This is a genomic window from Paenibacillus oleatilyticus, from assembly GCF_018998565.1.
In the GTDB taxonomy this organism is placed as follows: Bacteria; Bacillota; Bacilli; order Paenibacillales; family NBRC-103111; genus Paenibacillus_G; species Paenibacillus_G oleatilyticus.
The window spans coordinates 58,801-80,506 of the sequence record NZ_JAHNZO010000036.1 but is presented as its reverse complement, the minus strand read 5'-3'; the positions used below and the strand labels follow the sequence as shown (position 1 = coordinate 80,506).

Below are 21,706 nucleotides of genomic sequence, written 5' to 3'. Positions count from 1 at the left end.
AGTAATCGGAATAAGCTTCTAAGAGTTACTTCACTTTCCGGGGGAGGGCAGCGGCTGGAGGGATATACCCCACCGGCGTATAAAGAGAGTTTTCTACGCGAAGCGGGTTTCTCAACAAGCACAGCCGCCTCTAGGAGAGAGGCGGCTGTGGATTAAATAATATAGTAACCGTATGGATTAGTTCATTATTTGTCGAAGCCGTTGCGATTGCGGTTGCGAAGGAATGCCGGGATGTCGAGCTGGTCGTTCGACGATTGACCTCCGAACGGACGGAGATTGCCAAGACGGTTGTCTACAGGCTCCTGCGATTGGCTGGCGGACGCCGTTGTACCGGTTGCTGCCGGTTTCTTGGCTGGAGATGCCGCTTCGCGATGCTCGAAACCGGTAGCGATAACGGTCACCCGAATCTCGTCTTTCAAGGTCTCGTCAATAACCGCACCGAAAATCATATTAACTTCCGGATCGGCGGCATCGGCCACGATATCAGCCGCTTCGTTGACTTCGTAAAGCGACAGGTTGTTGCCGCCCGTGATGTTCAGCAGCACGCCGCGTGCGCCGTCAATCGACGTTTCAAGCAGCGGAGAGCTGATCGCTTTCTTGGCGGCTTCCGCCGCGCGGTTTTCACCCGAAGCGTAGCCGATTCCCATCAAAGCGGAGCCGCGCTCGGTCATGATCGTCTTTACGTCGGCAAAGTCGAGGTTGATCAAGCCGGGAACGGCGATCAGGTCGGAAACCCCTTGAACCCCTTGACGCAAAACGTTATCCGCCGCAAGGAACGCTTCCAGCATCGGTGTTTTCTTGTCCACGATCTCAAGCAAACGGTCGTTCGGAATAATAATGAGCGTATCGACTTTTTCTTTTAAAGCAGCAATCCCCTGCTCCGCTTGCCGAGCGCGCTTCAATCCTTCAAAACGGAACGGACGCGTCACGACGCCGACAGTCAGCGCGCCGCATTCTTTGGCGATTTCGGCGATAACCGGCGCAGCACCTGTTCCTGTACCCCCGCCCATACCGGCGGTAACAAAGACGAGGTCGGAGCCTTTAAGCGCATTGGCGATTAACTCACGCGACTCCTCAGCCGCCTTCTTCCCGACCTCAGGATTTGCCCCGGCCCCAAGACCGCGAGTGAGCTTGTCCCCGATCTGCAGCTTCATCTCCGATTTGGCGAGATGCAGAGCCTGCGCGTCGGTGTTGACCGTTATAAATTCGACCCCTTTCACGCCGGTGTCAATCATCCGGTTCACAGCGTTGCTTCCGCCGCCGCCGCAGCCGATTACCTTTATTTTGGCAAACCCTTCCATGTCCATATCAAATTCAAACATACTAGCGTCTTCCCCCTCATTAGGCTTTCATCGTACAAGCTACCCGAGTTTAAATAAATTCGCTTAACCAATTTTTGAAACGTTCCATGGCCGAGGGCTTTTGCTCTTGACCGGAAGACGCTTTTTTTGTCGTGACCAGCTTCTTGACGCCGGAGCTTTGTTTGGAATGCCGCAAATATTTGGAGGCGTACTGGATAATCCCTACGCCGCTTGTGAAAGCAGGGTCGCGCACGCCAATAAACTCGGGAACGGCAATACGAACGGAAGAAGCCAGCTCCACTTGGGCGACATTCAACACGCCGGGCAGCGAAACCGTCCCGCCGGAAAGCACATAACCGCCCGGCAGATCGGTGAAGCCAAGCCGCTGAACTTCCAAGAGGATCAGGTGAAATATTTCTTGTACCCGGGGCTCGATGATATTCGCCAGATCGACCTGCGAAAATTCCTTGTCCACATTGCTGCCGATCCGGTTAACCTTGAACACTTGATCAGGCGCTGCATGCTCTACAACGGCGCATCCGAATTTCAGCTTGATCTTTTCGGCGATGTCCGCTTGCGTCCGCAAGCCGTAAGCGATATCGTTCGTAATAAACTCGCCGCCGATCGGAAGCGTCGATGTAGCCACCAGATTGTTCTCGTTAAAAATGGCGATTGTCGTAGCGCCCGCTCCGATATCGACCAGTACGGTTCCGACAGCCTTTTCGTCCTTCGACAAAGCCAGATGGCCTGCGGCCAGGGACATCAAGATAAGTCCGGCTACCTTGAGTCCGGATTTCTCCACGACACGGAGCAAGTTATGTATCGCCGTTTTCGTACCGGTAACGATGGTCGCTTCGACTTCCAGTCTAACTCCGATCATGCTCCGGGGATCGTGAATCTGATCCGTTCCATCCACTACGTATTGGTTCGGCACAACGCCGATAATCTCGCGTTCGGGAGCCAAAGGAATCACTTTCGCCGCCTGAATGACCCGTTCGATGTCATCGTCGCCGATTTCGCGGTCTTCGTTCGATACCGCCACGACCCCGTGACTCGATTGCAGCGCAATATGATTGCCGGAAATTCCAACGTACACTTCCGATATTTGCACTCCGACCATTCGCTCGGCATGATCCACTGCGCTCCGGATCGACTGGACCGTTTGATCGATATCCACGATCGCTCCTTTGCGAATTCCCTGCGAGTCGGCAGATCCAACTCCAATTATATTAATGGCGCCGTTAACGACTTCCCCAATAATAGCACGAACTTTGGATGTACCGATGTCCAAACTAACAATGATGTCATTGCTGCTCAACCCGTGGCACCTCCTGTGACAATAATTTCGATATGAGCCTTGGTCAGCAAAACCTCCTGTAGATATTCCACACGGCTCCGCAATTCCCTCTTTTTTAGCTCATTTTTTTTCACGGCCAGGCTTAAATTATACCATAATTTCAATTCTAGCACTATTCTAGCAGGTTGAGTAGAGTATTTTGCTTAGTTACGGGCTTTTTCCTGACCCTCCTGCTTCTTTTCGTCGGCGGACGACGATGCGGTATCGCGTTTGTCCGTCTCTTTGGAAGCAGAGGTTTCACCATCCTTGCCGTCCTTGCCGTCCTTGCCGTCTTTGCTGTCTTTGCTATCCTTGTTTACTTTTCCATCTGTGCCGTCTTTCGTATCCTTGGCGTTCGTTTTGCCCGAATCCTTTTCGAAAGGTGCATGCGTATCCGCTTCGAGCATCGTAATTACGCCCCCTGATATTTTACTACTTTGCAGGCTGGCGATGTAAGAATCCAAATATTTCATCTTGTCGGGCAAATACCCGATCGTCGTCTGCACTTCATATTGGGAGCGGGTGTACATTTTGATTTTGTCCGGATAAGAATCCGTTGGAGATGGCTTGATCTCGGACACGTCGGAGAAGTACGAAGCCGGCAGCTTGGACATGGCCAGGCACAGCTTGATCTTGAGCGGATCGTCCTTCGGCCATCCCGTCAAGATCGGCTTGTCCAGCGCAACGCCCTGCACCGTTACGGGCACAACGCTGGCGTCGGCGAGCAGCGCCTCGATCTGGCCGTTTTCTCCAACTTGGTAAGCCACCTTCGGGTACTCGTGCACCTGAATGATCAGGCGACCCGGGAACTTTTTGGACACATCGACCGATTCGACCATCTTTAGCGCTTTAACCTGCGTTTCGACTTTGGAGGATGAGACGGAAAAGAAATGGTCCCCCGCTTTAACGGCGGCCGCTTGGGCGATTTCCTCCTTGGATATCAGTTGCTGACCTTGAATCTCGATCTCCGTTATTTTGCTGAGCGACGATTGGAAGAAGAGAATCAACAGAAGCGTAATAAAGAAGATAAATAAAAACAGCAGCAGCTTCTTGCTGCTCCGCTGGCTTTTCGGATTCGGTTTTTTGATCACTGGGAGTCTGTCTTCCATAGGTGCCTCCTCTTCTGAACGCAACAAAGCCCGCATGGCAGGCTCTGTGCGCTTTTGCGCCGGGCAGCTTGTCCCGGACAGGACGGAAGCCGTCTGCAGGCTGGGCCGGAACGGTCGTCCTCCCCCGCATTTGCCGGCATCGCCTCCACGATAACGCAATCAAATACGGAATATGTAAACCGCAGGGTATCCCTTCTCCCATGGAAAAAGGGATATTCCAGCGGCTGTGGTCATATGGATGTATAAAGTGCTACTCCGTAGGCACCGGCGTCGTACGATGAATGCCCGCCCCAAGGGACGCGAGCATCAGTTCGATCCGGTCGTACCCCCGGTCGATATGATGGATTTGTTCGATAACGGTTGATCCCTGAGCCGCCAATCCGGCGATGACGAGCGCAGCGCCGGCGCGAAGGTCGGTCGCTTCCACGGTGGCGCCATATAGTCTAGGCACCCCCCGGATATAGGCCGAGTTCAAATCTACCCGGATATCCGCTCCCATGCGCGATAGTTCGTCTACATGCTTGAATCGTCCTTCAAATACGGTTTCCTTTACGATGCTTACCCCGTCGGCAAGGCTGAGCAACACCATGATTTGAGATTGCAGGTCCGTGGGGAACGACGGGTAAGGCGAGGTAACGATCCTCTCCACCGATTTCGGCCGGCCGAGAGCGCACACGTTCATTATATCACCGTTAATTGCGATTTGAACACCTGCCCGCTTGAGCACATGAATGGCGGAGGTCAGATGAGCCGGACAAACCTTCTCCAGTGTAACGTTTCCTCTTGTAACCGCAGCGGCAATCATCAGTGTGCCGGCTACGATGCGGTCGGGAATGATCCGGTAAGTACAGGGGGTTAGTTCCGATACGCCTTCGATGGTGATCGTATCCGTACCGGCTCCGATAATACGGGCGCCCATGGCGTTCAAAAAGTTTTGCAAATCCTGAATTTCGGGCTCTCGTGCCGCATTGGTAATCGTCGTCATCCCCCGGGCCATTGCGGCAGCCATCATGATGTTTTCGGTCGCGCCCACACTCGGATAATCGAGCACGATTTCCGCACCCTGCAGTTCATTGGCCGTACATACGATCTGGCTGCCGTTTTCCTCAATATGCGCCCCCAGAGCTGCCAGCCCTTGCAAGTGCAAATCGATTTTTCGCTCGCCGATCGCGCAGCCGCCCGGTTGATACAGCTCCACACGTCCGAGACGGGAAAGCAACGGGCCCATCAAAAAAATGGAGGATCGCATTTGGCTCATCAGGCTTTCGGGAATATGAAACTGATGAACGGCGTTCGTACTCACGATTACGTTATCCCCGACCAACTCCGCCCTGCATCCCAGCGCCCGCAAAATGCCGAGCATCACGTGAATGTCCGACAAATCCGGCACGTTCTCAATGGTGATCGTTCCTTCCGCCATGATGCTGGCTGCCAGAATGGGCAAAGCGGCGTTTTTCGCACCGTGAATTCTGATGGCTCCCGAGAGAGGTTTCCCGCCTTCGATAACCAACTTTTCCAAAGTCCCACCTCCGATTTACCGCTCACCCACCACCAATACTTCAGGTACAAGGCAGACGCCGAACTTCTCATTCACGGCAGTCTTGACTTGTTCGATCAGGGTGAGCACGTCGTGGGCCGTCGCCTGCCCGGTGTTGACAATGAAGTTGGCGTGCAGCGGCGATACTTCGGCTCCGCCGACCCGAAGGCCTTTAAGTCCGGCTTCCTCGATCAGCTTGGCGGCGAAGTGTCCTTGAGGATTGCGAAAGACGCTTCCGGCGCAAGCAAGCTGCAGCGGCTGCGTTCGCAGCCTCCGGTCTTTGTACGACGCGAGTGTAGCGGCAATCTCCTTGCGGTCCCCATACCGCAGCTGGAATACCGCCTCAGTCACAATCCCCGGCTTCGTCTGCAGAATCGAATGTCGGTAAGCATAAGCCAAATCCTCATTGTTCAGCGTCACCAACTCCCCTGTCGGGAGCAGCACTTCAGCCCGCAATAAGATGCGTGACACATCAGACCCGTGCGCCCCGGCGTTCATGTAGACGGCGCCTCCCACAGTTCCCGGAATGCCCCCCGCGAACTCCAGACCGGTCAATCCTTCCTTGCCCGCCATCACCGACAGCTTAATGAACGAATAGGCTCCGCCGGCATAGACGAGTTCCCCTTCGAACCGTACGGTTTCCAGAGCATCCCCGAGCTTTATGACTACACCCCGTATCCCTTTGTCGGTTACAAGCATGTTGGAGCCCCGCCCTAGAGCCATCCATGGAGTCTGGTGCCGGTTCAGCAGCTTTACCGCATCGATAAGCTGCGATTGTGTACGAGGAATGAGCAGAATGTCGGCCGGACCTCCGATTTTCCATGTGGTGTAAGGGGCAAGCGGTTCGTTCAGCCGCAACTCGCCGCAGGACCCGTTCAGCAATTCCGTTATGACCTGTTGCATGGGAAAACCTCCTTCACAGAACGACGCGGCGTCCGGCTTTCCGGTAAACGAGCTCCGGAATCAAGGATTGGCGGCGCGCGCAGAGCTTCTGCTTTCTTGCGCCCGGGCGGCGCGCCGCTTCGCCAAGTGTCTGTCACGGTATAGTGTAGTTTATGTGAAACGTATCAGAGTGTGACAATCGCCTAGTGCAAAATTCACTAGGCGCGAGGCAAACAATAGGCTTCGATCAGCTTCACGACGTGATCGGTGCCGTTGCCGTACGGATTCAATTCCATCCGCTGCCGAATTTCATCCTGCTCCGCAGACAGGCCGCAGAGACTGGAGATCAACGACTCCGGATTCAGCTCCTCTTCAAACAATACTTTGCCGTAGCCCATGCCCCGGAACGATTCCGCGTTAAGAATCTGGTCTCCGCGGCTCGCCTGACGGGTCAAGGGGATGAGCAGCATCGGCTTGCGCAGCGCAAGAAATTCGAAGATGGAGGTGGAGCCTGCACGCGAGACGACCAGATCGGCGCAGGCAAGCAGATCGGGCAGCTCGTCCTTTACGTACGCATACTGCCGGTACCCCCGGATTCGGTCAAAGGAGGGATCGGTATTTCCTTTCCCGCAAATATGAATGACCTGAAACCGCTCCAGCAGCGCCTCCAGCGATTCGCGAACCGTTTGGTTGATCCGCTGGGCGCCCAGGCTGCCGCCCATAATTAACAGGACCGGCTTTTGAGAATGAAAGTCGTTCATTTGCAGTCCGCGGGACGCCTTCCCGCCCAAGATCTGCTCGCGGATCGGAAGACCGGTGCGTTCCGCTTTGTCTCCGCGGACATACTTCAACGTTTCGGGAAAAGTCACGCAAATGCGGGAGACGAGGGGCATCGTGATCTTGTTGGCAAGGCCCGGGGTATAGTCGGACTCGTGCGAAATAACGGGAATTCCTCTCAGTTTGCTGGCAACGATAACCGGCACGGTCACGAAGCCGCCTTTGGAAAATACGATATGGGGCTTAATTTTGCCCAGCAGCCGGTAAGCCTGGCCGACGCCTTGCAGCACTTTGAACGGGTCTTTAAAATTTTTGGCGTCAAAGTAACGTCTCAGCTTGCCCGAAGCGATATGATGAAACGGAATCCCTTCGTGCTCGATAATTTCTCTCTCGATCCCGTCCTTGGAACCGATATATTCCATGTCCCAGCCGAGCTGGCGCAGCTTGGCCATCACCGCCAAATTCGGCGTCACATGACCGGCCGTACCGCCGCCGGTGAAGACGATTTTTTTCATAAAGGAAGTCACCTCGAATACCGGGAAATGTTCAATAGCACGCCGATCGAGGTCAGCATCAGCGTTAGCGACGAGCCGCCGGCGCTGATTAGCGGCAAAGTTATGCCAGTGACGGGAAACATGCCGATCACGACGCCGATGTTGATGATGACCTGCACGGCGATCATGCCGACGATGCCCGTCGCAAGCAAACTGCCGAACGTATCCGGCGCGGTAATCGCCGTACGCAGCCCCCGCCAGACCAGCAGGGTAAACAGCAGCAGCACGAAGGAACCGCCTATAAAGCCGAGCTCCTCTGCAATGATGGAAAAGATAAAGTCCGTTTGCGGCTCGGGCAAATAACTGTACTTTTGCCGGCTCATGCCCAGTCCGAGGCCGACCAGTCCCCCCGGACCAATCGCGTAAAGCGATTGAATCGCTTGATAACCCGCGCCAAGCGGGTCCTGCCACGGGTCGAGAAAAGCGGTAATCCGCTTCAGCCGATAGGGCGCCGCAATGACCAAGCCGACGAACCCGAGAATACCGACCAGTCCGAGATACGATAAATGCAGCAGACGGGCTCCTGTCGTATAGATGATCAGCAATGAGGCGCCGACCAGCACCGCGCCCGTTCCCAGATCGGGCTGCAGCATGATGATTCCGAAAGCGAGGCCGACGAGGCCAAGCGGCGGCAGCAGCCCCCGGGTAAAATGCGTAATGGAGCTCTGCTGCTCGGACAGCCATTTGGACAAAAACACGATCATGCCCATTTTCATAAATTCGGACGGCTGAATCCCGAACGAGCCGATCCCGAGCCAGCTGCGCGCCCCTCCGCGAACGACCCCAATGCCGGGAACTAGCACCGCGACCAGCAGGATGAAGCAGACGATCAAAATGATTTTGGCATATTTTTTCCAAATCCAATAATCGGCGTTCATCGTAAAAATCATCGCAGCGATGCCGAGCGCCGCAAACAGCGCTTGACGCTTCAAATAGTACAGCGAGTCGCCGAACTCGCGAAACGCAAGCACCGCGCTGGCGCTATACACCATAATCACGCCCACGGCAAGCAGCAGCAGCGTGGAGCCCAACATCATCCAATCCGGAGCCGAACGTGCTTTCACCATACCGCCCACACCTCTACCTCTCGGTAATCTGGGAAGGGACCTTTTCACGCCGGATCAATGCTGCCGGCTGACAGGGCTTGTTCCCCCCTTTTACAGGTTATGCACGGACTCCTTAAACATGCTTCCCCTCTCCTCGTAAGAGGAAAACATGTCCCAACTTGCGCATGCGGGCGAGAGCAGCACCACGTCGCCGGGTTTTGCCAACATCTGTGCCTGCCGCACCGCTTCCTCCACCGTTTCCCGTACACCCTTAGCAGCAGTATCGACGGTTTGAATCCGGCTCATGCCTGCCAGGCGCGCCACACGGACGATTTTTTCCTTTGTCTCTCCGAAGGCGACAAGACCTTTCACGCGGCTCTGGAACGCGCGCAGCAATTCCATGTAATCCGATCCGCGATCGAGCCCCCCTGCAATCAAAACGATGTCCTGCTTGAACGATTCGATCGTTTTGATCGTTGCCGTTGGATTCGTCGCTTTGGAATCGTTATAAAAGAGCACGTCGCCCTTCTGCGCCACATATTCAAGCCGGTGCTCCACACCGCGGAACTCCTTCAGCACCCGGGCGATTGTCTCCAGCTTCACACCGGAAGCGACGGCCATGGCGCTGGCTGCCAGCGCATTTTCCACGTTGTGGCTGCCCGGTATTCCGATCTCCCGTACCGGAAGGATGCGGTGAGCTTGTCCGTCTTTATCGCGGTAAACGATCGTATGTACCGTATGTTCGTCCCCGCCGGCAAGCGGGGGCTGCACGAACAATCCGTAAGACAGCTCCTCGCGAACAGAAAAAGGCAGCACCGAGGAACGAATCTCGCCCGCCGTTTTGCGGCAGACCGGGTTGTCCCAGTTCAGCACGGCCGTGTCCGCTTCCGTTTGGTTCGCAAACAGCTTCGTCTTGGAGACGACGTAATCGTCCATCGTCCCGTGATAATCGAGATGCGTCTCGTACACGTTCAACAGCGCGCCCACGGCGGGACGGAACGCACGCGTTCCTTTGAGCTGAAAGCTGCTCAGCTCGACCACCATCCGGTTGTCCGCTTCGGCTTCCAAAGCGGCTTCCGTCAAGGCGCGTCCGATATTGCCGGCCACGATCGGCTTTAATCCGCCTGCTTCGAGCATAAGACCGGTCCACGTCGTCGTGGTCGTCTTGCCGTTGGAGCCGGTTATTGCGATCATCGGCGCTTTGCAAATATGATAGGCGACTTCGACCTCCGTCACCACTTCGATTCCCAGCTCGGCCGCCCGCTTTACAGGTTCGATCGTGTAAGGAATGCCGGGATTTTTCACGACGAGCGCAACGCCCTCGTGTATAAGCCCTTCGGGATGGCTCCCGCAAACAACAGAAATACCCAGAGCCTCCAATTCGTCGGCCTCAGGGCATAAATGACGTTCTTTCTTATCGTTGACGGCGACGACCGCGCCGTTCTCGTGAAACAATTTGGCGACTGCAACGCCGCTGCGCGCAAGACCTAGAATGACGACCTGGCGGCCGCGGTACTGAGCGGGATGCTCCATGCCTACAACACCTCGTTAATATAAAGTCCGATACCGGCCAAAATCAGCCCCGCCGTCCAGAACGAAATGACCACGCGCCACTCCGACCAGCCTGTCAATTCGAAATGATGGTGAATCGGGCTCATTTTGAACACCCGTTTCCCCCTCGTCTTGAAGGAGACGACTTGAATGATGACCGATAACATTTCGACCACGAACACGCCGCCGATCAGCGCAAGCAAAATTTCCGCTTTGGTCAAAATCGCCACGGCCGCCAATCCTCCGCCGATGCCAAGCGAGCCGGTATCCCCCATGAACACTTTGGCGGGGTGAGCGTTGAATACCAGAAATCCGAGCACGGCGCCGACCATCGCGGCACAGAAGATCGCGAGATTCGGCTGCGAGTTATTCAAAGCAATGATCGCATAAGCGCCGAACGCGATCGCGCTGGTTCCGGCCAGCAAGCCGTCCAGACCGTCCGTAAAGTTCACCGCATTGGACGTACCCAGCATCAGGAAAGCCACGAACGGGAAGTACAACCAGCCGATATCAAACGAAAAACCGATATAAGGGATCCGGATGTCCGTGTTATGTCCGGTCTGCACCAGCAGGATACATACGATGATCGAGACGGCGAGCTGCCCGAACAGCTTTTGTCTGGCCGTCAAGCCGAGCGAGCGCTTGAACAAAATTTTAATATAATCATCCAAAAATCCGATAAAGCCATATCCAAGCGATGCGATAATGAGAATGAGCGTCTCGATGTTTTTTTCTCCGAAACGCAGCACGGCGAGCGCCAGCGCCAGCATGATGATGATCCCGCCCATCGTCGGCGTGCCCGCTTTCTTCAGATGCGCTTGCGGCCCTTCGGTACGAATCTGCTGCCCGAACTTAAGTCTGCGAAGAAGCGGAATGAATAAAGGTCCCATAATGACCGCAAGCAAAAAGGCCACGCCGAGCGTGATCATGACAATTTGAAAATCCACCGGACTATCCCCCCAATTGCATTAAAAACGATGCCACCTGCTCCATCCGCATACCGCGCGAGCCTTTGATCAGCACGACGTCGCGCGCTGCGGCAGCCTGACCGAGCGCACGGGCCAGGTCCTCTTTATCTTCAAAATGCCGGACGCGCTCCGCCGGAAACCGCTCCCTCGCTCCCTCGGCGATATGCCGGGCAAGCGGGCCGTAAAGATATATCGCCTCAACCGCGTCGAGATCGACGAAACGGCCGATATCCCGGTGAAATTCCGCCTCTTCGGGACCGAGTTCGAGCATATCGCCGAGCACCGCGAATTTGCGGCTATAGCCCGTCGCCTCGTGCAGAAGCGAGAGCGCGGCCCTCATCGAAGTCGGAGAAGCGTTGTAGGCGTCATTCCACACAGTCAAGCCGGAAGGCGCCTGCGACACTTCGATCCGCATTCCGGTAACGACCAGCGATTGCAAGCCTTCGGCCATCCGCGCCGCATCCAGCCCGAAATACTTCCCGACGGCGATCGCCGCGAGTGCGTTGACCACGTTATGTCCCCCGAGCAGCGGAATATAGAAAGGAACTTCCGGATCGGTGTTAACGACAAAGTGCGTTCCTTTTGCCTCAAGCTTCATTTCCAGAGGGTACAAATCGTTGGTCGCGCCCGCTCCGAAGCGGACCTTGGCATAGCCGTCCGCCTTCATTCGTCCGGTCCGGGCCAACTCCGGCAGAACCTCCTCTATCAGAGGCTCATCCCCGTGATAGATCAGTGTGCCGCCAGGCAGGAGTCCTGCCAAAATTTCCGTTTTGGCTCGGGCGATTTCGGTGCGTGAGCCGAGCTGCAGCAGATGCGCATCTCCGATATTCGTGATGACGGCAAGCTCCGGCTCGGCGAGCTGGGACAGCAGCTCAATCTCGCCGCGCCCGCTCATGCCCATCTCAAGGACGGCGATCTCGGTATCCTCATCCAGCTCCAGCAAGGTGAGCGGAAGACCGATGTGATTGTTATAGTTCCCTGCCGTTTTATGCACACGGAATGCCGTGGCCAGCACGGCCCCCGTCATATCCTTTGTCGTCGTTTTGCCGTTGCTGCCGGTGATGCCGACAACGCGTACCTTCAGCAGACGGCGATAGGCTTGGGCCAGACGTTGCAGCGCCGACAGCGTATCGTCCACGAGAATCAACGGCTTGCCTTGCGGCGGGTTGTGACGGTCCGTCTGCCACAGCGCTGCGGCAGCCCCCCGTTCGAAAGCGGCCTCGGCAAACTCGTGGCCGTCAAACGACTCCCCGATCAGCGGCACATACAAGCTGCCCTCCGCAAGAGTGCGCGTATCCTTCGAAACGCCGCGAATCACGGCATCGCCGGGCGTTCCTTGCGCCAAGGCTCCTCCGGCCATGACGGCAATCTCGGCCAACGTACGTCTGATCACTGCAACCGTCCCCTTATCGCGTTTTCCGCTACCAGCCGGTCGTCAAACGGATGCTTGACGCCTTGGATGTCTTGATACGTTTCGTGCCCTTTTCCCGCAATCAATACTACATCCTTAGAGGTTGCCCGGGCAATCGCTTTTTGAATGGCCTGTCTGCGGTCGGCGATCAGCTCGTAACGCTCTTTGTCCCAGCCGGCTTCGACAAGCCCCGGCTCGATATCCCGTAGAATACTTTCCGGATTTTCGGTGCGCGGATTGTCGGAAGTGACGAAGACGTAGTCGCTGTATTTGGCGGCTACGCCTCCCATCAGCGGACGTTTGGCGCGGTCGCGGTCACCGCCGCAGCCGAACACGCAATAAACTTGGCCTTCCGCAAATTGCCGGATCGTCGAGAGCGCATTTTCCAAGCCGTCCGGCGTATGGGCATAATCGACCAGCACAAGAGACTCTTGCCCCGCATCCACAATCTCCATCCGACCTTCGACAGAAGTCATGCTTCCGAGGCTGGCGATAATCTGCTCCAGCTCTATCCCTTCCGCCAGCGCTGCGGCAATGGCGCCGAGCACGTTGTAGACGTTGAACCGGCCGACCAGCCGCATCTTCACCTCGGCCGTTCCGCGGTAGGTGACGCAGCGGAACTTGGTGCCCTTGGCGGTTATTTCTATGTTCTCCGCCCGCACGTCGGCAGCCGGATTGTCTATGCCGTATACGATCGTTTGCGCCGTCGTATGCTTGGCGAAGTAATCGGAGGCCGGATCGTCTCCGTTCAGCACCGCATATTGCCGCTGATCGGCTGCCGGCGCGAACTCGTTGCCGAGCCTGGAGAACAACAGTCCCTTGGCTTCCCTGTACCGCTCCATCGTTTGGTGATAGTCCAGATGATCCTGCGTTAAATTCGTAAATAAGCCGGTGCGGAACCGGCAGCCGTTCACCCGGCCCATATCAAGGCCGTGCGAAGAAACTTCCATGATGCAATAGTCGGTTCCCGCATCGGCCATATCGCGTAAAATACGCTGAAGCTCAATCGCCTCTTGCGTATTGTTCTTTTCGTTCGGATGACGGACAGCACCGATTTTCACATGGATATTCCCCATTAATCCGGTTTGAAAACCTTGGTCCGATAATATTTTTTCCAATAAATACGTCGTCGTCGTTTTGCCGTTCGTTCCCGTCACGCCGATAAGCTTCAGCTCCCGGCTCGGGTATCCATAGAAGTGGCAAGCTAATGCCGCCATGGCGTAACGCACCTGTTTCACCAGCAGTACGGGGACGTCCGCTTCAATCTCCCGTTCCGCAACCAAAGCGGCAGCTCCCTGCGCAATCGCCTGCCCGGCATAATCGTGACCGTCCGTCTTCAGGCCGGGCACGCAGAAAAACAAATCTCCGGGCCGGACCTTGCGGGAATCGGCCGCGAGACCGTGAATATGGGTATCGCCGTCACCGATCAAACGGCTGACGGCAAGCTGGGCTGCCAGCTCCTTCAGTTGCATGTTGTGTCCCCCTCCGTTTTTTGCACATGGTATCATTATGGACAAAAAAATGCGTGCTGAAAAGCCCATTTCCCCAAATGTTACCGTACTCTCATCTATGCGTCAGCCTTCACTGCGCCTGCGGTTTGCCGCTTTCCGGCGGGCTCGCATCGGACAAGTAAATCCGGATCGTCGAGCCTTGCTCCACCCGGGTCCCGGCTTTCGGAACCTGGCTGATCACGGTGCCGCCTGTGCCTGACTTGGCCAGTTGAAAATTCATATTCATGGTTTCGTAAATATCCGTGATGCTCATGCCTACCAGATTCGGCACTTCCACGATTTTCGTGTCGCCGTACACGTATTTCCGGTCCATCTGATCTTTACGCGGCGGAACCTTCATATAACGAAGCGTGTCCTCCATAATTCCCTTGACGAGCGGAGCGGCGACCAATCCGCCGAACTGGATGCCCTGGGGATTGTCGACCGCGGCGTACACGACGACTTTCGGATCGTCAGCCGGAGCAAATCCGATAAAGGAGACGATGTGCTCGCTCGCAGAATAACGCCCGTTGACGACCTTTTGCGCCGTTCCGGTCTTTCCTCCTACCCGGTAGCCGTCGATGAACGCATTGCGCCCGGTTCCGTTCGCCACAACGCTCTCCAGCGTCTCCCGTACCTGCTTGGAGGTCGCCTCGGAAATCACCTGGCGCACAAGCTCCGGCTTCATTTCCTCTACCAGCGCTCCGTTATCCGGGTTATACCAAGCCTTCGCCACATGCGGCTTGAACAGCTTGCCGCCGTTCACGGCTGCGGATACGGCCGTAATTTGCTGAATCGGCGTGACGGAGACCCCTTGCCCGAACGAAGTGGTGGCCAGCTCGACCGGACCGACCCGCGACGGCTTAAACATAATTCCGTTCTCTTCACCGCCGAGATCGATCCCCGTTTTTTTACCGAACCCGAAGTTATAAATATACTCGAAAAGCTTCTCTTTGCCAAGTCTTTGACCCATCACCACGAAGCCCGGGTTGCAGGAATTTTCCACCACCTGCAGAAACGTTTCGCTGCCATGCCCGCCTCGCTTCCAGCATCGCAGCCGGGCGCCCGCCACCTCAATCGCACCCGGATCGAAAAACCCTTCCGTCAAGTTAACCTTTTTCTCCTCTAGTGCTGCTGCAAGCGTAATAATCTTGAAGGTGGAGCCCGGTTCGTAAGTCATCCAAATCGGCAAATTCCGGTTGTAGTTCTCCACCGGATACGCTTTATAGTTACCCGGTTCGTAGCCCGGCCTCGACCCCATCGCCAAAATCTCTCCGTTATTCGGGTCCATAGCAATCGCGATGACATGATTCGGCTGATATTTGAGCATCGCCTGATCCAGCTCGCGTTCCATAATCGCTTGAATGTTGCTGTCGATCGTCAGTTGAAGGTTCAGGCCGTCGAGCGGCTTTTTGTACTCGTCGGTCGATCCGGGCATCGACTTGCCCGCAGCGTCGGCCAAATACGAGATGCTGCCGCCTATTCCCGTCAATGTCCGGTTATACTTCAATTCTATGCCCGTCAATCCTTGATTATCAATCCCGGTAAAGCCGAGCACATGCGCAGCCAGACTCCCGAACGGATAATATCTCTTGTTATCCTCGGTCACGACGATGCCGGGAAGCTTCATATCGCGGATTTCCCGGGCTTTTTCCTGCGTGATTTTGCGGCCGGCCGGCTTGATATAGGCGCTGGACGCTCTCGTCGTCAGTTGCTTATAAATCCTCTCCTGACTTGTGTCCAGCGCCGCCGCCAGCTTGGCCGCCGTTGCCTGTGGATCTTGAATTTGCGCCGGAATGGCCATCACCGTAGGCGAACTTATGTTGTAAGCGAGCTGCGCCCCGTTCCGGTCCAGGATCTCCCCCCGCTTGGCCGTGACGGGAATGTCGCGGCGCCACGAATCTTCCGCCTTATCCGATAGCTCCGGCCCGAGCCAGATTTGCACGTATGCAAGCCGCACCACCAAGGCCAGAAAAATCGCCGTTCCGACAATCAGCGCGGCGAACAACCTTCGGCGAACCGTTACGTTCGATGCCCTCATGCCCGCTCCCTCCCCTTCCTGAAAGAGAATCGTTTCATATCATCCCTATTCAGGACAACCAGGGGTTAGAACAAGCTATGGCTGTGCCGATGCCGTTTTTTTGGACCCGCCGTCAGAGGTTTGCTTGACAGGGTCGGTATTTTTCTTGCTTGTACCCGATTTACCGCTGTCGCCCGTTGTCTTGGCCGAGGACGAATCCGCCTTCGCCGTTTTATCGGATTTGCCGGATTTATCCGACTTATCGGATTTGTCCGTCTTGCCGGCTACCGCAGTTTCCTGCAGTTCCTTATACGATTTCAGCTGCAAAGTGAGCACCCGCGACTCGCCGGAGCCTTCCAGCGCCTGATCCGACACATACCCTTCGCCGGTCGACTGGCAGCGCACCTTGAGGAAGGAGCATACCTCCAAGGCATCGCGAAGCGATTTCCCGGACAAGTTAGGCACCGGAAGATCCTCGCCCTCCTGCATCAGTACATACATTCGCTGTGCCCCGCCGATTTCGGTACCTGGCAGCGGAGATTGGGCGATAACCTTCGGGCCTTGACCGATCGGCTCGACGGAAATACCGAACTTGTTCATCGCCGATTTGGCTTCGTCCAACGACTGATCGGTCAGATCCGGCATCTTGCCCTGCGGCGCTTTTTCCGTCGGCTGAGAGGTTTGCTGCACGGTGGTGCTCGGCGCAATGCCCATATACCGCAGCGTTTGCGATACGATTTCTTTAAATGCCGGGGCGGTTACATCGCTCCCCAAATGATAATTGCCGCCGAGATCGGGATCGTCCGCCATAATGGCTACCAAGATTTGCGGGTCCTCCAGAGGCGCATAGCCGATGAAGGAAACCATCCATCGTCCAACAGCATAATTAACTTGACCCGGCAGCACGAAGTTTGCGGTACCGGTCTTGCCTGCTACCCGGTAGCCCTCGATATATGCCTTGCGACCCGTTCCTTTCTCCTGGTCCGACACGACCTGCTCTAAATATTCGCCAACCTGTTTCGCCGTCTCCGGCGTTACGACCTCGCGGATAACCTTGGGGTCATACTTCTCGATGACTTCGCCCGTGTCCGGGTTCGTGATCTGCTTGATGACGTGGGGCCACATCAGCTTGCCGCCGTTCGCAATCGCAGCGTAAGCCGCCGTTTGCTGGATCATGGTAGTCGTTAACCCTTGACCGTAGGTCGCCGTCGCGTACTCCGGCGCATACTGCATTTTGACCCGGCCCGCAACTTCTCCGGGGATATCGACGCCCGTCTTGGAGCCGAATCCGAAATTATCGATATACTGCCGAAGCTTGTCCGGCCCAAGCTTCTCGAGACCAAGCTTCACAAACGCTACGTTACTTGAACGTTTCAGACCCTCGAGGTACGAAATTCTGCCCCAACCGACGCTGTTGTGGTCGTGCAGCTCGCGGTCCGCTACGATGATTTTACCAGACTGATATTTGTCTTCCGGAAAAAACACGCCTTCCTCTACCGCTGCCGCCAGGGTAACAATCTTGAACGTCGAGCCCGGTTCATATTGCGAGGCGACGGCATGATTGATGAAGTCCGATTGATTTTTCGTTTCGCCGTATTTGTTCGGGTTGAACGTCGGCATGTTCGCAATTCCAAGAATTTCCATCGTCTTCGGATCGACCGCGATCGCGGTGAGGCTTTTCGGATGCCACTTGTCGTATGTCTTCTGAAGTGCGTTCTCGATGTAAAATTGAATGTTTTTATCGATGGTCAGCTGTACGTTGCTGCCGTTCACCGCAGGCTGATACCGGCTCTTTGAACCCGTCAGCTCCACGCCATAGCGGTCCTTCTCGTAATTCAGAAAGCCCGGAACGCCTTTCAAATAGTTGTCGAGCTGCGCTTCGATCCCCATCACCGACTTGCCTTCCTTGTTACTATAGCCGATCAGATGGGCAGCAAGCTGGCCAGCCGGGTAAAACCGCTTAATCTCAGGCAAAAGTACAATACCGATCGGCGTGTTCTTTTTTGGCAGCTTGGCCTGCAGATCTTTAACGAGTTGATTGATTTTGTCGGCCTTCTCCGAGTCGATCTTCCAGCCTTCGTTGCGAATTTCGATCTGGTCCGTAGGCGTCCATTCCCGCTTGGCTTCAAAACGCTTGCGTATTTTGTCTTCCAGCGCCGTGACGCCGGTCGGGTCGCCGGAAGTCGCCAGAATCGCCGCCAGGCCTTTTACAACTTCTTCCTGATTGTTGTTATCTTTAATCGTCTGGGGAACCAGAGCCAGCGTGAACGCCGGGGAATCTTCCGCAAGCACCTTGCCGTTCCGGTCCAAAATACTGCCGCGGACCGGCTGAATGATCTTTTCTTTTGACCACTGATTTTCTTTAACCTCTGCGACATATTTGGCGCCTTCCACGACTTGCACCCAATAAACACGGGTTATCAGAACAACAAAAAGGAGGGTGAACCCCCCTCCGATGATTAACGAACGCAATTTTACCTTTTTTGTCATCGTATATCCTCCCTATTCCAACGGACGGATCAGGGTTGATCCTTTGTTTTTTTGGAAGCGACGCTTTGCCCCGAGGTCCCCGAAGTCTTCCCTCCCTGCGGCTTCGTTTGATTCGGATCGGCTACGCTGTAGCCGCGGCTGCGGGCTTCTTCCTCAAGACGCTGATGGTCGGAGAGCGCGTCGACCTTTTGCTTAAGAATGCTGTTCTCCGCTTCCAGGTTAGCAATTTTCTTTTCAATGGTTTGAATGCTGGAGCTCATCTCGTAAATTTGCGCATAACGCCAAATGATGACACCCGCAACGACGACGCAGACGGCAACCGTAAACAAATAGAGCAGCTTTTCTTGTACCGGCAACGTTTTGTTCCGGTATACGATCTTTTTCGTTTCCTTGACTTTGACTTTGTTCTCGGTCCGCTGTTCGACTGCTAAATTCCCTTGAATATAAGCCGGCAAGATGCTTTCCCCCTCAGTTCGTCAGTTTTTCCGCGATTCTCAGCTTGGCCGAACGGGCGCGCGGATTCGCTTCGAGCTCTTCCGCTCCGGCTTCGATCGGCTTGCGGTTCACCAGCTTAACGATTCCGGCAGATCCGCATACGCACATCGGAAAGTCGGGCGGGCACGTGCATTTGGCCACATATTTGGCAAACGTTTGCTTACATATCCGGTCTTCGAGCGAATGAAAGGTAATGACCGCAGCCCGGCCTCCCGGGGCCAGACAACGGATGGACTGCTCCAGCGCGTCCTCGAAGGCGCCGAGCTCGTCGTTTACGGCGATCCGCAGCGCCTGAAAGCTGCGCTTGGCCGGATGCGGTCCGGTACGCCTCGCCGCGGCAGGAATCGATTCCTTGATCAAATCGACAAGCTGCCCCGTCGTTTCGATCGGAGCCTTGGCGCGAGCGGCGGCTATGGTCGCTGCGATACGACGCGAGAACTTTTCTTCCCCGTACTCGAATAAAATTTGCGCAATCTCCTGCTCCGGCCATTCGTTGACGATGTCTCTCGCCGTCAGCGGAGCCGTCCGATCCATCCGCATGTCCAACTCGGCGTCATGATTATAGCTGAAGCCGCGGTCAGCCTCGTCGAGCTGCGGGGACGATACACCCAAATCAAACAAAATCCCGTCCACCTGCGGACGGCCGTCTTTCAAAGCGCGCGGCACTTGGGCAAGCTCGCGCTCCAAATAGCGAAAGTTGCTGCGGACCAGCTTCACCCGGTCCATAACCGGAGCGAGCCGCTCCCTGGCATTGGCAAGTGCCGCGTCGTCTTGATCGAAGGCGATAAGCAATCCCTCCGGCCCGAGCCGCGAGGCGATCTCGAAGCTGTGCCCCGCTCCGCCAAGCGTACAATCGACATAGACGCCGTCCGGTTGTATATGTAATCCTTCCACTGCTTCCTGCTTAAGTACGGTCACATGATGAAACATCCCGCTGCTCCTCCTACGCCGGCTTTTCCCGGGTTATAGATCAAAGTTAAAATCGACCAGTTTCTCCGCAATTTCGGCGAACGATTCCTCCGATTGCTGGAAGTAGTTTTCCCAGATCGACTTGCTCCAAATCTCCACCCGATTGGAAACGCCGATAACGACACAATCTTTTTCCAGCTTGGCGTGCTCGATCAGATTGTTCGGCAGGTTCACCCTGCCTTGCTTGTCCAGCTCGCATTCGGTGGCGCCGGAGAAAAAAAACCGGGTAAAGGCGCGAGCGTCAGACTTCATGAGCGGCAGCGCCTTGAGCTTCTGCTCCAGCACCGCCCACTCGTTCATGGGATAAACGAATAAACATTGGTCCAGGCCGCGAGTGACGATAAATGATGTTCCCAGGGCTTCGCGAAATTTGGCTGGCACGATCATCCGGCCTTTTTCGTCAACAGTATGTTGATACTCCCCCATGAACACCACTCGCCACCCCCTTTCCTCCACTTTACCCCACTTTCCACCACTTGTACAGTAATGATTCGTCACGTTAACAAAAAATCCTGCTTCGTCAAGAGACGACCGCAGGATTTTTTTCGGGTTATTCTGTTTTGTCCCGGGGCGGTTCCGCATTCTCCCCGGCTTGTTCCGGAAGGGACAAACGGTCGGACGGCCGCGCCTCCGACGGCGGGCTATCCTGGGCCAGCCGCGCACGAATGTCCGCCAGCTTCTCCTTGCGCCGTTTACGCAGAAGCCAGACGGGAATGCCGATCAACATCAGCAGCAGGATCACCGGCAGCGCTCCCGCCAGAAAGACGAACGCCCATTGAAGCAAGAAGCCGAGCACCGCCAAGCTTCCGTTCAGCGCTTCTGCCGCCCGCTGCCCTAGCGGTCCTTGACCGCGCGCCTGAATAACCTCGGCGGAGCTGTTTTTTTGCGTCAGCTTCAGCTCGATGGTCGACATGGCTACGTTTTGCTCCAAGTACCGCATACGCCCTTTAATGCGCTCGATTTCTTCCTGAACCTTGCCGAGCTCGTTGGAGAAAGCAAGCAGTTCGTCGGTCTTCGCAGCCTTTTCCATAAAAGCGATCAGCCGGCTCTCCACCACCTGCTTTGCCTTCAAACGGGCGGAGAGATCGACATACTCCTCCGTCACATCCTGACCTTGCAAGTTTTTCTGCAGTGTCGGCTGAATCTGTTCAAGTAGCGCCAACAGCGATTGGAAGCCGGTCGCGGGCACTTTGATGACGAACGTACCGCTTTTTTCCAAACCGGAAGCATTCTCGTTGAACTGTAAAATGTAGCCGCCCGACTGCTTGACCGCCTCCTGTATTTTTGCTTGCGCCTCTTGATACTTTTCCACCTGCATGACCAAATTTGCTTTGTAGATGATTTTGCGGTTGTATGGCTCCGGCGTCTCGGGCGCCGTTTCTCCCGTCAAGCTTGCGCCCGCGGCAGGCTTCGCCGCATTCGAATCGGTGGCCTGGCCGGTTGAGCCAGCAGAGCCTGCTTTCGATTCTGCGCCGTTAGTTTGCGCCATTTTCTGATCACCGATAGCCAGCTTTTCCGAGTCTGTTGAAGCCGCGTTGCAGCCTGCAAGCCATCCGGCCAACAGCAGAACCGCCCCGGCTCCACGCATCTGCCGCAGCAATTGCCGCTTCGGCGCAGCCCCTTCCCCTACCTTCTGCATATTGCCTCCCCCTTCTTTGTCTGAACCCGCAGCCGCTGAACGCCGCGTTATTCCCTAGACGCGAGGAGGATATCCATTGTTTCAATTTTATGACAATTTCGAAACAAAAAAATCTCCCCTTGACGCTCCTG

17 protein-coding genes are annotated in these 21,706 nt (G+C 55.7%); all 17 read right to left on the bottom strand.

Annotation, left to right across the window (positions count from 1 at the left end; genetic code table 11):
• Nucleotides 1–185 precede the first annotated feature (185 nt).
• Nucleotides 186–1,322 carry a cell division protein FtsZ gene (ftsZ, locus tag KQX66_RS31480; RefSeq protein ID WP_054976048.1) on the bottom strand — a complete coding sequence of 379 codons (1,137 nt, stop codon included), beginning with the start codon at nucleotides 1,320–1,322 and terminating at the stop codon, nucleotides 186–188.
• Nucleotides 1,323–1,371: 49 nt separating this feature from the next.
• Nucleotides 1,372–2,619 carry a cell division protein FtsA gene (gene ftsA, locus KQX66_RS31475; RefSeq protein WP_216797479.1) on the bottom strand — a complete coding sequence of 416 codons (1,248 nt, stop codon included), beginning with the start codon at nucleotides 2,617–2,619 and terminating at the stop codon, nucleotides 1,372–1,374.
• A 182-nt stretch (nucleotides 2,620–2,801) separates the two neighbouring features.
• Nucleotides 2,802–3,746, bottom strand: coding sequence for a cell division protein FtsQ/DivIB (locus tag KQX66_RS31470; RefSeq protein ID WP_216797478.1), 945 nt, complete (start codon nucleotides 3,744–3,746; stop codon nucleotides 2,802–2,804).
• A 250-nt stretch (nucleotides 3,747–3,996) separates the two neighbouring features.
• Nucleotides 3,997–5,265 carry a UDP-N-acetylglucosamine 1-carboxyvinyltransferase gene (gene murA / locus KQX66_RS31465; RefSeq protein WP_216797477.1) on the bottom strand — a complete coding sequence of 423 codons (1,269 nt, stop codon included), beginning with the start codon at nucleotides 5,263–5,265 and terminating at the stop codon, nucleotides 3,997–3,999.
• A gap of 15 nt (nucleotides 5,266–5,280) precedes the next feature.
• On the bottom strand, nucleotides 5,281–6,186 hold the full coding sequence (gene murB, locus KQX66_RS31460; protein ID WP_216797476.1) for a UDP-N-acetylmuramate dehydrogenase: 906 nt from the start codon (nucleotides 6,184–6,186) through the stop codon (nucleotides 5,281–5,283).
• A 197-nt stretch (nucleotides 6,187–6,383) separates the two neighbouring features.
• Nucleotides 6,384–7,457, bottom strand: a complete 1,074-nt coding sequence (gene murG, locus KQX66_RS31455) for an undecaprenyldiphospho-muramoylpentapeptide beta-N-acetylglucosaminyltransferase (RefSeq protein ID WP_216797473.1) — start codon at nucleotides 7,455–7,457, stop codon at nucleotides 6,384–6,386.
• 8 nt (nucleotides 7,458–7,465) lie between these two features.
• The gene (spoVE, locus tag KQX66_RS31450) at nucleotides 7,466–8,563 is read right to left on the bottom strand and encodes a stage V sporulation protein E (RefSeq protein WP_216797472.1); all 1,098 of its coding nucleotides are present in this window, start codon (nucleotides 8,561–8,563) and stop codon (nucleotides 7,466–7,468) included.
• A 90-nt stretch (nucleotides 8,564–8,653) separates the two neighbouring features.
• On the bottom strand, nucleotides 8,654–10,075 hold the full coding sequence (murD, locus tag KQX66_RS31445; protein WP_216797471.1) for a UDP-N-acetylmuramoyl-L-alanine--D-glutamate ligase: 1,422 nt from the start codon (nucleotides 10,073–10,075) through the stop codon (nucleotides 8,654–8,656).
• Nucleotides 10,076–10,077: 2 nt separating this feature from the next.
• Nucleotides 10,078–11,040 carry a phospho-N-acetylmuramoyl-pentapeptide-transferase gene (gene mraY, locus KQX66_RS31440; RefSeq protein ID WP_216797468.1) on the bottom strand — a complete coding sequence of 321 codons (963 nt, stop codon included), beginning with the start codon at nucleotides 11,038–11,040 and terminating at the stop codon, nucleotides 10,078–10,080.
• A 4-nt stretch (nucleotides 11,041–11,044) separates the two neighbouring features.
• Nucleotides 11,045–12,454, bottom strand: a complete 1,410-nt coding sequence (locus tag KQX66_RS31435; protein ID WP_216797467.1) for a UDP-N-acetylmuramoyl-tripeptide--D-alanyl-D-alanine ligase — start codon at nucleotides 12,452–12,454, stop codon at nucleotides 11,045–11,047.
• Nucleotides 12,451–13,944, bottom strand: coding sequence for a UDP-N-acetylmuramoyl-L-alanyl-D-glutamate--2,6-diaminopimelate ligase (locus tag KQX66_RS31430; RefSeq protein ID WP_216797465.1), 1,494 nt, complete (start codon nucleotides 13,942–13,944; stop codon nucleotides 12,451–12,453). The genes KQX66_RS31435 and KQX66_RS31430 overlap by 4 nt, the downstream gene beginning before the upstream one ends.
• A gap of 109 nt (nucleotides 13,945–14,053) precedes the next feature.
• Complete coding sequence (locus KQX66_RS31425) at nucleotides 14,054–16,003, bottom strand: stage V sporulation protein D (protein WP_216797463.1); 1,950 nt, start codon at nucleotides 16,001–16,003, stop codon at nucleotides 14,054–14,056.
• A gap of 75 nt (nucleotides 16,004–16,078) precedes the next feature.
• The gene (locus tag KQX66_RS31420; RefSeq protein WP_216797461.1) at nucleotides 16,079–18,472 is read right to left on the bottom strand and encodes a penicillin-binding transpeptidase domain-containing protein; all 2,394 of its coding nucleotides are present in this window, start codon (nucleotides 18,470–18,472) and stop codon (nucleotides 16,079–16,081) included.
• Nucleotides 18,473–18,501: 29 nt separating this feature from the next.
• Nucleotides 18,502–18,927 carry a cell division protein FtsL gene (ftsL, locus tag KQX66_RS31415; protein ID WP_216797459.1) on the bottom strand — a complete coding sequence of 142 codons (426 nt, stop codon included), beginning with the start codon at nucleotides 18,925–18,927 and terminating at the stop codon, nucleotides 18,502–18,504.
• A gap of 13 nt (nucleotides 18,928–18,940) precedes the next feature.
• On the bottom strand, nucleotides 18,941–19,897 hold the full coding sequence (rsmH, locus tag KQX66_RS31410; RefSeq protein ID WP_216797457.1) for a 16S rRNA (cytosine(1402)-N(4))-methyltransferase RsmH: 957 nt from the start codon (nucleotides 19,895–19,897) through the stop codon (nucleotides 18,941–18,943).
• Nucleotides 19,898–19,930: 33 nt separating this feature from the next.
• Complete coding sequence (gene mraZ / locus KQX66_RS31405; RefSeq protein WP_010491914.1) at nucleotides 19,931–20,368, bottom strand: division/cell wall cluster transcriptional repressor MraZ; 438 nt, start codon at nucleotides 20,366–20,368, stop codon at nucleotides 19,931–19,933.
• Nucleotides 20,369–20,486: 118 nt separating this feature from the next.
• Nucleotides 20,487–21,575 (bottom strand): DUF4349 domain-containing protein, encoded by a 1,089-nt coding sequence (locus KQX66_RS31400; protein ID WP_216797448.1) that lies wholly within the window; start codon nucleotides 21,573–21,575, stop codon nucleotides 20,487–20,489.
• Between the last annotated feature and the right edge of the window lie 131 nt (nucleotides 21,576–21,706).

Coding starts and splice junctions, on each gene's coding strand:
- murG (WP_216797473.1), bottom strand. CDS start 7,457: ATGAAAAAAATCGTCTTCACCGGCGGCGGTACGGCCGGTCATGTGACG.
- spoVE (WP_216797472.1), bottom strand. CDS start 8,563: ATGGTGAAAGCACGTTCGGCTCCGGATTGGATGATGTTGGGCTCCACG.
- rsmH (WP_216797457.1), bottom strand. CDS start 19,897: ATGTTTCATCATGTGACCGTACTTAAGCAGGAAGCAGTGGAAGGATTA.
- murD (WP_216797471.1), bottom strand. CDS start 10,075: ATGGAGCATCCCGCTCAGTACCGCGGCCGCCAGGTCGTCATTCTAGGT.
- KQX66_RS31400 (WP_216797448.1), bottom strand. CDS start 21,575: ATGCAGAAGGTAGGGGAAGGGGCTGCGCCGAAGCGGCAATTGCTGCGG.
- ftsZ (WP_054976048.1), bottom strand. CDS start 1,322: ATGTTTGAATTTGATATGGACATGGAAGGGTTTGCCAAAATAAAGGTA.
- KQX66_RS31425 (WP_216797463.1), bottom strand. CDS start 16,003: ATGAGGGCATCGAACGTAACGGTTCGCCGAAGGTTGTTCGCCGCGCTG.
- KQX66_RS31420 (WP_216797461.1), bottom strand. CDS start 18,472: ATGACAAAAAAGGTAAAATTGCGTTCGTTAATCATCGGAGGGGGGTTC.
- KQX66_RS31430 (WP_216797465.1), bottom strand. CDS start 13,944: ATGCAACTGAAGGAGCTGGCAGCCCAGCTTGCCGTCAGCCGTTTGATC.
- KQX66_RS31470 (WP_216797478.1), bottom strand. CDS start 3,746: ATGGAAGACAGACTCCCAGTGATCAAAAAACCGAATCCGAAAAGCCAG.
- murB (WP_216797476.1), bottom strand. CDS start 6,186: ATGCAACAGGTCATAACGGAATTGCTGAACGGGTCCTGCGGCGAGTTG.